The organism is Pseudarthrobacter sp. NamE2, from assembly GCF_005796205.1.
In the GTDB taxonomy this organism is placed as follows: Bacteria; Actinomycetota; Actinomycetes; order Actinomycetales; family Micrococcaceae; genus Arthrobacter.
Window position 1 is genome coordinate 102,069 of sequence record NZ_VAHN01000002.1, and the last position, 12,711, is coordinate 114,779.

Genomic DNA, 12,711 nt, shown 5'->3' on the forward strand with positions numbered 1-12,711 from the left:
CATGGCCATCGCCATTAACAAGAAGCGCACGAACAAGAGCAAGGCTGCTGCCCGCAGCCGCCGCCAGCTTCGTATCCGCAAGCGCATTGCCGGTACGGCTGCCCGCCCCCGTCTGGTGGTCAACCGCTCCGCACGCCACGTGTTTGTCCAGGTTGTCGATGACAGCATTGGCCAGACCGTAGCAAGCGCCTCCACCCTGGAAGCCGACCTGCGCGCATTCGACGGTGACAAGACCGCCAAGGCCAAGCGCGTCGGCGAACTCGTTGCCGAGCGTGCCAAGGCTGCCGGCGTCGAAGCTGTTGTCTTCGACCGCGGTGGTAACAAGTACCACGGCCGGATTGCCGCCGTCGCTGACGGTGCACGCGAAGGTGGGCTGTCGCTGTGACCGAAGCAAACAAGGAAAAGGACACTGTGTCTGCAGATCAGAAGGCGACCGAAGCCGCAGCTGCTGAGACCACTGCCCCCGCAGCCGAGGACCGCCGCGGCGGTGCCCGCCGCGGCGAGCGTGGCGAACGCGGCCAGGGCCGCGGCGACCGCGGCGGCCGTGGCGGCCGCGACGGCGGACGCGAAGCCGAGAAGAACCAGTTCGTAGAGCGCGTTGTCACCATCAACCGCGTTTCCAAGGTCGTCAAGGGTGGTCGTCGCTTCAGCTTCACCGCACTGGTCGTCGTTGGTGACGGTAACGGCATGGTCGGCGTCGGCTACGGCAAGGCCAAGGAAGTTCCCGCTGCTATCGCCAAGGGCGTTGAAGAGGCCAAGAAGTCCTTCTTCCGCGTTCCCCGCGTGGGCAGCACCATCCCGCACCGCGTTCAGGGTGAAGCCGCTGCCGGCGTCGTAATGCTGCGTCCGGCCTCGGCCGGTACCGGTGTTATCGCCGGTGGTCCGGTCCGTGCAGTACTGGAGTGCGTGGGCATCCACGACATCCTCTCCAAGTCGCTCGGTTCCTCCAACGCCATCAACATCGTCCACGCGACCGTTGATGCCCTGAAGCGCCTCGAAGAGCCCGCAGCTGTGGCAGCCCGCCGCAACCTGCCGCTGGACGAGGTTGCTCCGGCCGCCCTGGTGCGCACGCTGATGAACTCGAAGGCAGGTGTCTAGGTTATGGCTAAGAACCTGGTCCCCTCCGACTCCCAGTTGGAGATCACTCAGATCAAGTCCGCCATTGGCGGCAAGCAGAACCAGCGCGACACCCTGCGGTCGCTGGGCCTGAAGCGGATCGGACACACCGTTGTCCGCACCGCCGACGCCGTGACCGTTGGCATGCTCAACACGGTTCCGCACCTGGTAAAGGTAGAGGAGGCGAAGTAAATGGCAGAGAACACTGCTGATAACACTCAGGCTGCTGAGAAGCAGAACGCCCTGAAGGTTCACCACCTGCGTCCTGCTCCGGGTGCCAAGACCGCCAAGACCCGTGTTGGTCGTGGTGAGGCATCCAAGGGTAAGACCGCCGGCCGCGGTACCAAGGGTACGGCAGCCCGCTACCAGGTGAAGGCAGGCTTCGCCGGCGGCCAGCTGCCGCTGCACATGCGCCTGCCCAAGCTGCGCGGCTTCAAGAACCCGTTCCGCGTCGAGTTCCAGGTTGTGAACCTGGACAAGCTGAACGAGCTGTTCCCGGAAGGTGGTACTGTCACCGTCGAGAACCTGGTCGAAAAGGGTGCCGTTCGCAAGAACCAGCCCGTCAAGGTGCTGGGCACCGGCGACATCACCGTCAAGGTTGACGTCACCGCCCACGCATTCTCGGCCAGCGCCGCTGAAAAGATCGCAGCAGCAGGCGGAAGCACCACCGCTCTCTAGAGCCGGTGGGCAACTGCCCGTTGGTGAACTCCCGGTGACCGGGGCCCAGGCCCTGGTCACCGGGAGTTTTTCACATCCACACGCCGTATTTTTCCCGCCATCGGGCGCACGGGCGCAGTCCCGGATTGTTCGCATGACGCATCCAACCGTTAGACTCGGTTGTTGGGATTTGTTGAGTCCCACCACTCCACCCTTATAAACACCACAGGAGGACGCTTGCTTAGCGCATTTGGCCGGGCCTTTCGCACGCCTGATCTGCGACGCAAGTTGTTGTTCACGCTGGGAATCATCACCATCTTCCGCTTGGGTGCTTTCATTCCCTCGCCTGGTGTGGACTACCAGAATGTCCAGCAATGCTTGCAGAACGGTCAGACGGCAGGCGGGTTGTACCAGCTCGTCAACCTGTTCAGTGGCGGCGCGTTGCTCCAAGTGTCCATCTTCGCCCTGGGCATCATGCCGTACATCACGGCGAGCATCATCGTCCAGCTGCTCCGGGTGGTCATTCCCCGCTTCCAGCAGCTGTACGAAGAGGGCGCATCGGGCCAGTCCAAGCTGACCCAGTACACGCGGTACCTCACCATCGCGCTGGGCCTCCTCAACGCCACCACGCTGGTGTCCCTGGCCCGCTCCGGCCAGCTGCTGCCCGGCTGCGCGCTGCCGATCATCCCCGACGACAGCATCATCACCACCATCCTGATCATCATCACCCTGACGGCCGGGACCGGCCTGATCATGTGGATGGGCGAGCTGGTCACCGAGAAGGGCGTGGGCAACGGCATGTCCCTGCTCATCTTCACCTCGATCGCGGCAACGTTCCCCACCTCGCTGGGCGCCATCTGGACCTCGCAGGGTCCGGCAACCTTCTTCACCGTGCTCGCCGTCGGCCTGCTGACCGTGGCCCTGGTGGTCTTTGTGGAGCAGTCGCAGCGCCGCGTCCCCGTGCAGTACGCCAAGCGGATGATCGGACGCCGCACAGTGGGCGGCACCAGCACCTACATCCCCATCAAGGTGAACATGGCCGGTGTTATCCCGGTGATCTTCGCTTCCTCCATGCTCTACCTGCCCGGCCTGATCTCCCAGTTCAACCAGCCGGCCGCGGGCGAGCAGCTCCAGCCGTGGGTCGAATGGATCAACAACAACCTGGTCCGCGGCGACCAACCGATCTACATGGTTCTGTACTTCGCCATGATCGTGTTCTTCACCTACTTCTATGTTGCGATCACCTTCAACCCAGAAGAAGTGTCGGACAACATGAAGAAGTACGGCGGCTTCATTCCAGGTATCCGCGCCGGCAAACCGACCGCTGACTACCTGCAGTACGTGCTCTCCCGGATCACCCTCCCCGGTGCCCTCTACCTGGGCTTCGTGGCGCTGATTCCGCTGGTGGCACTGGTACTGATCAACGCGAACCAGAACTTCCCGTTCGGTGGCACCTCGATCCTGATCATGGTGGGCGTTGGCCTGGAGACCGTCAAGCAAATTGATGCGCAGCTACAACAACGTCACTATGAAGGGCTTTTGCGATGACGAGAATGCTGATTATTGGACCTCCCGGTTCCGGAAAAGGAACGCAGGCGGAGCGGATTTCAGAACGCCTCGGCGTTGTGGCCATCTCCACCGGCGATATCTTCCGTGCGAATGTAAAGGGCGAAACGCCGCTTGGCATCGAGGCCAAGAAGTACATGGACAACGGAGACTTCGTACCGGACAGCGTCACCAACAAGATGGTGCGCGACCGGCTCAGCGAGGCCGACGTCGAATCCGGCTTCCTGCTGGACGGCTACCCCCGCACCACCGCGCAGGTGGACTACCTTGACGAGATCCTCGCCAAGGGCGAGGAAAAGCTCGACGTCGTCCTGCAGTTGACTGCCGACGACGAGGAACTGGTGCACCGCCTTTTGGGCCGGGCCAAGGAAACGGGCCGGAGCGACGACAACGAAGCCGTCATCCGCCACCGCCTTGACCTGTACCACGAGCAGACCGAGGCCGTGGTGGCCAAGTACGCCGAGCGCGGCATCCTCACCCAGGTGGACGGCATCGGCGCGATCGACGAGGTGACCGACCGCGTGATGCAGGCCATCAAGGCGGCACAGGCAGCCTGACCAAGGCACGTATTACCGAGGCTCCTCCCCGGCACAGGGGAGGGGCCTCAGCCATTTTGAAAGGACACACCATGGCCTTTGGCCAGCCCCGCATCGAATACAAGAACAACGACCAGATGCGCACCATGCACGAGGCAGGCCTGGTCCTGAGCCGTGCCCTGGACGCCGCCGTTGCCGCGGCCGTGCCCGGTGTCACCACCAAGCACCTCGACGACGTCTTCGCGGCGGTGCTCAATGAAGCCGGTGCCAAGTCCAACTTCCTCGGCTACCACGGCTTCCCGGCGACGATCTGCACATCGGTCAATGAGGAAGTGGTGCACGGGATTCCCGGCAGCAAGGTCCTGCGCGACGGCGACATCATCTCGATCGACGGCGGCGCCATTGTGGACGGCTGGCACTCGGACTCTGCCCGGACGGTCATTGTGGGCACTGCCGACCCGGAAGACCAGCGGCTCTCCGACGTAACCTTCGCTGCGATGTGGCGGGGCATCGCGGCACTGGCCACCGGAACCCATGTGGGCGACATCGGTGCCGCCATCGATGACTACGTCTCGTCCGTCCCTGGCAAACCGCTGGGCATCCTCGAGGACTATGTGGGGCACGGAATCGGCTCCGAGATGCACATGGCACCCGATGTCCTGAACTACCGGACCAGCCACCGGGGCCCCAAGGTCAAGCCCGGCCTGTGCCTGGCGATCGAGCCGATGCTGGTACGGGGCGGCATCGAGACCGCCGTCCTGGAAGACGACTGGACCGTTGTCACCACGGACGGCAAACGGTCCTGCCAGTGGGAGCACTCGGTGGCGGTGCATGAAAAGGGTATCTGGGTGTTGTCAGCGCCCGACGGCGGCGCGGAGCACCTTGCGCCCCTCGGCGTCACCCCCGTTCCGATTCCCTAGCCCAACCAACTCGCAGTTAACGTCGTGAAAACCCGATTGGCGACGTTAACTGCCTGTCAGTTGGGGGAGCGGGCGCCTTTCCCAGCGGGCGACCCGTCAGGTTCCCACCGCAGCAGGTCGCCGGGCTGGCACTCCAGAACCTCGCACAGCGCCTCCAAAGTTGTGAACCGGACCGCCTTCGCGCGGCCGTTCTTGAGCACGGCAAGGTTGGCGGGGGTGATGCCCACCCGTTCCGCCAGGACTCCAACCGGCATCTTGCGCTTGGCCAGCACCACGTCGATATCCACGATGATGGCCATCAGATCACCTCGTCGAGCTCGGATCGCAGGTGCTTGGCTTCGGCGTCGCGGGCCACGGCCTGGGCCAGCAGGGTCCGGAGCACCAGCACGATCAAAGCCACGCCGGCGATCATCAGGGACGCGCCGCAGATCAGCACAACGATTCCCGGAGCCACCTCGCCAGGCGCAAGCAGCACGGCAATCCCGAACACTAGCAGTGACGCCGCGGCGATGGCGCCGAAGATGATGTCGACGTACCGGAAGGCGCGGTAGGAAAACACCGTTCCGCGGCGGACCATGGTCAGCAGCTTCCAGACGCACACAGCGGCGGCCTGGACGCAGACGATGCCCAGGACCACGATCGCAAGCAGCGTGATCCGCGGACCGTCAGGGGCTCCTGCTTCCTGCAAATCGATTGACACCAGCGGCACCATCCACACCTGCACGAACAGTGAACCGGCGAGGACCAGCCCAATCACGGTGCGCAGCGCCAGCACGGTGAGCTTTCCCATTTTCCTTCTCCTCTGTCGAGCAACAATCGGATGCTATCGATAGTCGATAGGTAAAGCAACAGGCAAAATGGACGGTATGGGATCTCTTACTGACGTGCCGGGTGTCCGGGTGGGGCATGACCAGAAGGTTGGCGACGGCTGGCTTACCGGAGTGACGGTTGTCCTGCCGCCGCCGGGCACGGTGGGTTCCGTGGACGTCCAGGGCGGCGGCCCTGCCACCCACGAAACTGATGCGCTCGATCCCACCAGTTTGGTAAGCCAGGTGGACGCCGTGGTGCTGGCAGGCGGCAGCGCCTACGGCCTCGCTGCAGCAGCCGGCACCCAGCGCTGGTGCGAGGAGAACGGCAGGGGTTTCGAGGTGCCCGGAGGAGTGGTGCCCATCGTGCCGGCCGCGGCCATTTTCGACCTCGGCCGTGGCGGGAACTTCGCGGCCCGCGCGACGCCCGACATGGGCTACGCGGCAACGTCCGCCGCTGCCGCCGAAAAGGAAGGGCACGACGTCGGACGCGGCAATGTGGGCGCCGGCACCGGAGCGCTGCTTGGCAGGACCTACAAGGGCGGGGTGGGGACGGCTTCGGTCACGCTCGACGGCGGCGTCATTGTAGGGGCTCTTGCCGTGGTGAACGCCCTGGGCCTGCCGCTGGTCGAGCACTCGTTGCTAAAGGAATCGGTAACTGGCCCGCCGCTGAACACCACCCTTGTTGTTGTCGCCACGAATGCCGTCCTTGATGTGGCCGAGTGCAAGCGGACTGCCTCCGCTTCGCATGCCGGCATCGCCCGTGCATTGAGTCCCAGCCACACCCTGGCCGACGGGGACACCGTCTTTTGCCTCGCCACCGGCACCGTGGCACTCGACCGTTCGGACGAAACTGCCCGGCAGGTCAGCCTCATTACGCTGCAAAGTGCGGCAGCCGACGTCGTACGCCTTGCCATCCTGGACGGAGTGGCCAGCGCCGAAGCCGTCAGCACTCCGGCAGGTGACTTTGGTGCGTACGGCGGGCAGATACGCTAGCATGGCTGGATTTAACTTTCACCGCCTGATGGCGTAGTGTTGTTTGTTGGTTGTCTGGACTGCCGTGCCCTCATGGGCTCTGGGGCGGGCAACCGATCCAACACAAACGTTCGTGGCCATGCACGGTGCAATCCGGCAGGGCTGCGGCAACAACAGTTAGCGGAGGGTATGGCCAAGAAGGACGGGGTCATTGAGATCGAAGGCGTTGTGACTGAGGCGCTGCCTAACGCGATGTTTCGCGTTGAGCTCACCAACAAGCACATCGTCCTGGCACACATCTCTGGAAAGATGCGTCAGCACTACATCCGAATCCTCCCCGAGGACCGCGTAGTGGTGGAGCTGAGCCCGTACGACCTTACCCGTGGTCGTATCGTCTACCGCTACAAGTAAATTGCTGGGCGGCTTCAGCGGAAGCTGACGCTGTTCCAGTTGACCAACTGCCACACGCAAAGGAATGCCATGAAGGTCAAGCCGAGCGTCAAGCAGATCTGCGAAAAGTGCAAAGTGATCCGCCGTAACGGCCGGGTCATGGTGATCTGCGAGAACCCGCGCCACAAGCAGCGCCAGGGCTAATTTCCTTCCTCCGAAGGAAATCCCGGGTTGCTAACCCACGCAAGTAAATAAAGGCAGCACAAGCTGATCTGGAACATTGGGCTTCAACGAGTCCGGACAGCTAACCCCCGGTCGGAGGCTGGGGCCGTACGCAAAGTGCGGGTGTACTGCCTACGACCTCCGGTTTATTCAAGGAGTACTGCCACTATGGCTCGTCTCGCTGGCGTAGACATTCCCCGCGAAAAGCGGCTGGAAATTGCGCTTACCTACATCTACGGCGTGGGCAAGACCCGTGCACACGAAACCCTGGCTGCCACCGGCATCAGCGCTGACGTTCGGGTCAAGGACCTGACCGACGCCCAGCTGGTCCAGCTGCGTGACTACATTGAAGGCAACTACAAGGTTGAGGGTGACCTTCGCCGCGAAGTGGCAGCAGATATCCGCCGCAAGGTTGAGATCGGCAGCTACGAAGGCCTGCGCCACCGCAAGGGCCTGCCCGTACGCGGCCAGCGTACGAAGACCAACGCACGTACCCGCAAGGGCCCGAAGCGTACCGTCGCCGGCAAGAAGAAGGCCCGTTAATTCCCGCCGGGATTAACGCAGCTTTCCCCAATAACTTTCTGTAGGAGAAAAAATGCCCCCGAAGACTCGTGGCGCGGTCCGCAAGCCGCGTAAGAAGGACAAGAAGAATATCGCGCTTGGCCAGGCGCACATCAAGAGCACCTTTAACAACACCATCGTTTCCATCACGGATCCGACCGGTGCTGTTATTTCCTGGGCTTCCTCTGGTGAGGTTGGCTTCAAGGGCTCGCGTAAGTCCACCCCGTTCGCTGCCCAGATGGCAGCCGAAGCTGCTGCCAAGCGTGCGCAGGAGCACGGCATGCGCAAGGTAGACGTATTCGTCAAGGGACCGGGCTCCGGACGCGAGACCGCTATCCGTTCGCTGCAGGCCGCAGGCCTCGAGGTTGGCTCCATCCAGGACGTCACCCCCGCAGCCCACAACGGCTGCCGCCCCCCGAAGCGCCGCCGCGTCTAATTCTTTTCGGCTGCAGAGCTTGCCCGGACCAGCAATGGTCCGGGCAAGCCCCGCGCGTTAAGTCTTCAGACCGAATTTCCACCACCTGTGTTGCGTCATATAGCGGATGCTCGCCGAAAGGAAACCTAAGTGCTCATTGCACAGCGCCCCACCCTCTCCGAAGAGGTAGTCTCCGAAAACCGTTCGCGTTTCGTCATTGAACCGCTGGAACCGGGCTTCGGCTACACCCTCGGAAACTCCCTCCGCCGTACCCTGCTCTCCTCCATCCCCGGTGCTGCCGTTACCAGCATCCGGATCGATGGCGTGCTGCATGAGTTCACCACGGTTCCGGGTGTCAAGGAAGATGTCACCGAGATCATCCTGAACATCAAGAACCTGTCGGTTTCCTCCGAGCACGACGAGCCTGTTGTGGCTTACCTGCGTAAGCAGGGTCCCGGAGTCGTCACCGCCGCGGACATCGCTCCGCCGGCCGGCGTCGAATTCCACAACCCGGATCTGCACATCGCCACACTGAACTCGAAGGGCAAGTTCGAGCTCGAACTGACCATCGAGCGCGGCCGCGGCTACGTTTCGGCAGCTCAGAACAAGTCCGGCGACGCAGAGATCGGCCGCATTCCGGTCGACTCCATCTACTCGCCGGTGCTGAAGGTTACTTTCCGCGTGGAAGCAACCCGTGTTGAGCAGCGCACCGACTTCGACAAGCTGATTGTCGACGTCGAGACCAAGCAGGCCATCGCCCCGCGCGATGCCGTTGCTTCCGCAGGCACCACCCTGGTGGAACTGTTCGGTCTGGCCCGTGAGCTGAACACCGCAGCTGAAGGTATCGAGATCGGCCCGTCGCCCACCGACGCTGCCCTGGCAGCCGATATGGCACTGCCGATCGAGGATCTGGACCTCACCGTCCGTTCCTACAACTGCCTCAAGCGGGAGGGCATCCACACCGTGGGTGAACTCGTTGCCCGCTCCGAGGCTGACCTGATGGACATCCGTAACTTCGGTGCAAAGTCCATTGACGAGGTCAAGGCAAAGCTGGTTGAACTGGGCCTGTCCCTCAAGGATTCGCCTCCCGGTTTTGACCTCGCAGCACGCGCCGCAGCAATCGAAGAGGACGACGCCGCCTTCGGCGACGACGAACTCTAAACCAGACCTTGGCCGGCGGACTGCACCATGGTGTGCAGCCCACGGCTTCCACATGAGGAGAAACAATTATGCCTACCCCCACTAAGGGTCCGCGCCTCGGAGGCGGCCCGGCTCACGAGCGCCTCATGCTCGCGAACCTGGCATCATCCCTGTTCGAGCACAAGCGGATCACCACCACGGTGACCAAGGCCAAGCGCCTGAAGCCTTACGCAGAGCGCCTGGTGACCTTCGCCAAGCGCGGCGACCTGGCTTCCCGCCGCCGCGTCCTGGGCCTGATCAGCAACAAGGGCGTTGTCCACGAGCTGTTCACCGACATTGCCCAGGCAGTGGAGAACCGCAACGGCGGCTACACCCGCATTACCAAGATCGGCAATCGCAAGGGCGACAACGCTCCCATGGCTGTCATCGAACTGGTCCTCGAGCCGGTTTCCGCCAAGCAGGCCGTAGTCGCGGAAGCCACCCAGGCTGCTGCCAAGGCTGCTCCGGCCGCCGAGGAAGCTCCCGAGGCCGAGGTCGCCGAGACCGAAGCTGCTGAGGCTCCCGCTGCTGAAGAAGCTCCCGAGGCTCCTGCCGCTGACGAGGCTGCAACCGAAGAGGCTCCGGCCGCTGAGGAAGCTGCCGAAGCTCCGGCTGCCGAGGAGAAGGACGCGAAGTAATTCGCTGATCCGCTTCGCATAGACTTGGGTCTATGAACCACCAAAAACCCGCGGCCCCCGCTCCAGGGGGCAGCGGGTTTTTGCGTATCCGCGTTGATCTTTCGTACGACGGCGGCCCGTTCAGCGGGTGGGCAGTGCAGCCCGGTCTGCGCACAGTCCAAGGCGTCCTGGAGGAGGCCCTGGAGCTTCTGGTCCGCCGCCCCGTGCGGGTCACGGTTGCCGGGCGCACCGACGCCGGCGTCCACGCCCGCGGCCAGGTGGTCCACCTGGACCTTGCCGAAGCCGAGTGGCTGGGACTGGCCCGCGGGCACGAACCCGATCCCGCCGTCGCCATGCTGCGACGGATCCGTGGCGCCCTGAACCGCGTGCTCGGGAACCTGCACGGCGCCGTCGAAGTCCACCGCATCGCCCTCGCGCCGGAGGGGTTCGACGCCCGCTTTTCCGCCCTCTGGCGTCGCTACAGCTACCGGATCGCCGACGGCCCCGCGCTGTGGGATCCCCTCGAGCGGTACTTCACCCTGTGGCACAAGAGCCCGCTGGATGTTGCGCTGCTGAATGAGGGCGCCTCGCAACTGCTGGGCCTGCAGAACTTCCTGGCCTTCTGCAAGCCCCGGGAGGGCGCCACCACCATCCGCGACCTGCAGCGCTTCGAATTCGCGCGCGGGGAGGACGGGGTTATCGTCGCCACCGTCCAGGCTGATGCCTTCTGCCACAATATGGTCCGTGCCCTGGTGGGGTCCGCACTGTACGTGGGGGAGGGCGTGGTGGAGCCCGGCTGGCTCCACGAGCGGCTGCTCGCCCGGAAGAGGGATGCAAAGTCCGTGCTGGCAGCGCCGCATCCCTTGGTGCTTGAGGAAGTGGCCTACCCGGCCGACGGCCGGCTGCTGGCGCGTGCCGAGCTCACTCGGGCAGTCCGCGAATAGTTAGAACGACGGTGGGGGGCCGTCTGCGGGGAGCGTGAGGGTGAAGGTGCTTCCTTCGCCCTGGCCGCTGACGCAGGTGATGGTGCCGCCGTGCCGTTCCACGATCATCTTGGTGATGGACAGCCCCAGGCCCGCCCCTGGAATGGCCGCGTCCCGGGCCGCGTCGGAACGGAAGAAACGCCGGAAAACGCGGGCGGCGTCGTCGCTGCTGATGCCCATTCCGGTGTCGCTGACGCTCAGCTGCACCCAGTCGCTGCCGGCTTCCGCGCTGATCCTGACCCGGCCGCCGTCGGGGGAGTATTTGATGGCGTTGGACACGAGGTTGTCCAGCGCCTGCCCGATCCGGATCGGGTCAGCGTAAGCCCACAGTGGCGATGGAACGTCCGCGGTGAGCTCGATATGCGCCTGCTCCGCCTGTGCCTGGGCTGAGCCGACGCTGGTCTCCACAAGGCTGGCCAGGTCAGTCCGTTTCGGGTGCACGTTCAAGGCCGTGGATGCGGATGCTGTCAGGTCCGATACGAGCGCAAGCAGCCGCTCGGCGTTGCGCTGCACCACTTCGAGGCGGCGCGATACCTGCGGCGGGAGGGCTGAAACGTCGTCGAGCACCAGGTCCACGTTGCCGATGATTGAGTTCAGTGGCGTCTTGAACTCGTGGGAGACGTTGGAGACCAGCTCCTGGTTGGCTGTCAGGGCCTCCACCCAGCCGGTGACATCGCTGTACACAACCACGGCGCCGGTGAGGCTGCCGTCCTCGCTCATCAATGGCCGTGCGGCGGTGGATACCGCCCGCTGCTCGTTGCCCTCGCCGGCCCATACCAGGTAGTCCGCAAACGACTCGCCGGCCACGGCCCGGCTGATTGGCCGCTTCTCAGGCGGGAGCAGGGTGCGCCTGTCCGGCCCGAAAATCAGCTGGTGCCCCTGCCCGGGGACGGCGTCGTCCGCGCGGGTTGCCCGGCGGAAGTCCCGCTGCCGGATGTTGGAGACCAGGAAGTGGCCTGAACGGTCGACGGCGGCAATTCCAACGTCGGTGGCGTCGAGGACGGTTTCGAGCAGCTTTTCCCGTTCCCGGCTTTGGTGCAGGAGGCGCCGGAGTTCACGGTCCTTTTTGGCCAGTTCCCGCTGCTGCAGCCGGAGGTTAATGCTGGCGAAGCGGATGGCCAGCGATACAGCCAGCATCATCAGCGGGAAGAGGAATACGGTTGTGACGTCGGAGGCTGTGAGGTTGGGGAATCGGCCCAGAACGGGTGGGAGCATGATCAGCATCGGCCCCACGAAGCTTAGGACCAGGCTGCTCCTCGCAAGCATTCCTGACGCAGAGAGCCAGATGACCGGGAATACCACCAGTACGGCAAGGCCGGGGAGGAGGGGCATGGCACCGTTGCGCAGCAGGCCGATGGCAAGGAAATCCAGGACGGGGATGAGCAGGTACGGCCGATGGGGCAGCCTCTCCCACGGCACCAGAAAGCATGCGGCAAACAGTGCTGCGTGCAGGACAATGCCGGCCAGATAGACAGGATTCTGCAGCAGCGACGGCCAGGCGAACGGCGTGGCAACTGCCAGCGCAGCAACCACTAGTGTCAGCGGCAGCTGGCACAGTGCAACTTGTGAGCGGGTCCCCAATTCCCGGAAAAAGCGCAGCGGACCGCGCCGGAACAGGGGTTCAGCCATGAAGGCCGTTCTTGAGCCGCGGCACCATGCTCCAGGCAGGGGCCTTGCGCACGGCCAAAATGCTGCAGGTCACCGTCATGCACATCCTTTCCCAGCCGATAATGCACATGTCTTGTCATGATAATTGACTTTTGCCAAT

18 protein-coding genes are annotated in these 12,711 nt (G+C 63.9%); 15 read left to right on the forward strand and 3 right to left on the reverse strand.

Annotated elements, in window-relative coordinates; genetic code table 11:
* Position 1: 1 nt before the first annotated feature.
* From rplR to map, 7 genes are all read left to right on the forward strand, one after another.
* Positions 2–385: a 50S ribosomal protein L18 gene (rplR, locus tag FDW83_RS03400; RefSeq protein ID WP_018760446.1), complete on the forward strand. Its 384-nt coding sequence runs from the start codon at positions 2–4 to the stop codon at positions 383–385.
* Positions 382–1,098, forward strand: a complete 717-nt coding sequence (gene rpsE, locus FDW83_RS03405; RefSeq protein WP_138136198.1) for a 30S ribosomal protein S5 — start codon at positions 382–384, stop codon at positions 1,096–1,098. Before rplR ends, rpsE begins: the two co-directional genes overlap by 4 nt.
* Positions 1,099–1,101: 3 nt before the next feature.
* Positions 1,102–1,308: a 50S ribosomal protein L30 gene (gene rpmD, locus FDW83_RS03410; RefSeq protein ID WP_138136199.1), complete on the forward strand. Its 207-nt coding sequence runs from the start codon at positions 1,102–1,104 to the stop codon at positions 1,306–1,308.
* Positions 1,309–1,794 (forward strand): 50S ribosomal protein L15, encoded by a 486-nt coding sequence (gene rplO, locus FDW83_RS03415; RefSeq protein ID WP_138136200.1) that lies wholly within the window; start codon positions 1,309–1,311, stop codon positions 1,792–1,794.
* Between the two features lie 216 nt (positions 1,795–2,010).
* A complete protein-coding gene (gene secY / locus FDW83_RS03420) occupies positions 2,011–3,321 on the forward strand; it encodes a preprotein translocase subunit SecY (RefSeq protein WP_138136201.1) in 1,311 nt (436 codons plus the stop codon).
* 5 nt (positions 3,322–3,326) lie between these two features.
* A complete protein-coding gene (locus tag FDW83_RS03425; protein WP_171027449.1) occupies positions 3,327–3,896 on the forward strand; it encodes an adenylate kinase in 570 nt (189 codons plus the stop codon).
* 71 nt (positions 3,897–3,967) lie between these two features.
* Positions 3,968–4,795, forward strand: coding sequence for a type I methionyl aminopeptidase (map, locus tag FDW83_RS03430; protein ID WP_138136203.1), 828 nt, complete (start codon positions 3,968–3,970; stop codon positions 4,793–4,795).
* A gap of 56 nt (positions 4,796–4,851) precedes the next feature.
* On the opposite strand, the gene FDW83_RS03435 is transcribed toward map, so the two are convergent.
* Together FDW83_RS03435 and FDW83_RS03440 are read right to left on the reverse strand one after the other, a co-directional pair.
* Entirely contained in the window at positions 4,852–5,094 is a 243-nt protein-coding gene (locus FDW83_RS03435) for a helix-turn-helix transcriptional regulator (protein ID WP_138136204.1), read from the reverse strand.
* Positions 5,094–5,585, reverse strand: coding sequence for a DUF2975 domain-containing protein (locus tag FDW83_RS03440; RefSeq protein ID WP_138136205.1), 492 nt, complete (start codon positions 5,583–5,585; stop codon positions 5,094–5,096). Before FDW83_RS03440 ends, FDW83_RS03435 begins: the two co-directional genes overlap by 1 nt.
* Before the next feature lie 76 nt (positions 5,586–5,661).
* Here FDW83_RS03440 and FDW83_RS03445 point away from each other — a divergent pair, with 76 nt between their 5' ends.
* From FDW83_RS03445 to FDW83_RS03480, 8 genes are all read left to right on the forward strand, one after another.
* Positions 5,662–6,597, forward strand: coding sequence for a P1 family peptidase (locus tag FDW83_RS03445; protein WP_138136206.1), 936 nt, complete (start codon positions 5,662–5,664; stop codon positions 6,595–6,597).
* Positions 6,598–6,765: 168 nt separating this feature from the next.
* Positions 6,766–6,987 (forward strand): translation initiation factor IF-1, encoded by a 222-nt coding sequence (infA, locus tag FDW83_RS03450; RefSeq protein WP_009358723.1) that lies wholly within the window; start codon positions 6,766–6,768, stop codon positions 6,985–6,987.
* A 69-nt stretch (positions 6,988–7,056) separates the two neighbouring features.
* Positions 7,057–7,170, forward strand: a complete 114-nt coding sequence (rpmJ, locus tag FDW83_RS03455) for a 50S ribosomal protein L36 (protein ID WP_009358722.1) — start codon at positions 7,057–7,059, stop codon at positions 7,168–7,170.
* Between the two features lie 186 nt (positions 7,171–7,356).
* Complete coding sequence (gene rpsM, locus FDW83_RS03460) at positions 7,357–7,731, forward strand: 30S ribosomal protein S13 (protein ID WP_138133173.1); 375 nt, start codon at positions 7,357–7,359, stop codon at positions 7,729–7,731.
* A 52-nt stretch (positions 7,732–7,783) separates the two neighbouring features.
* On the forward strand, positions 7,784–8,185 hold the full coding sequence (rpsK, locus tag FDW83_RS03465; protein ID WP_009358720.1) for a 30S ribosomal protein S11: 402 nt from the start codon (positions 7,784–7,786) through the stop codon (positions 8,183–8,185).
* Positions 8,186–8,314: 129 nt separating this feature from the next.
* Positions 8,315–9,325, forward strand: a complete 1,011-nt coding sequence (locus FDW83_RS03470; RefSeq protein WP_009358719.1) for a DNA-directed RNA polymerase subunit alpha — start codon at positions 8,315–8,317, stop codon at positions 9,323–9,325.
* Positions 9,326–9,393: 68 nt separating this feature from the next.
* Positions 9,394–9,981 (forward strand): 50S ribosomal protein L17, encoded by a 588-nt coding sequence (rplQ, locus tag FDW83_RS03475; RefSeq protein WP_138136207.1) that lies wholly within the window; start codon positions 9,394–9,396, stop codon positions 9,979–9,981.
* A gap of 32 nt (positions 9,982–10,013) precedes the next feature.
* Entirely contained in the window at positions 10,014–10,904 is an 891-nt protein-coding gene (locus tag FDW83_RS03480; protein WP_138136208.1) for a tRNA pseudouridine(38-40) synthase TruA, read from the forward strand.
* Here the strand turns inward: FDW83_RS03480 and FDW83_RS03485 are convergent, their stop codons facing one another.
* The gene (locus FDW83_RS03485; protein ID WP_138136209.1) at positions 10,905–12,572 is read right to left on the reverse strand and encodes a cell wall metabolism sensor histidine kinase WalK; all 1,668 of its coding nucleotides are present in this window, start codon (positions 12,570–12,572) and stop codon (positions 10,905–10,907) included.
* Positions 12,573–12,711: the final 139 nt, after the last annotated feature.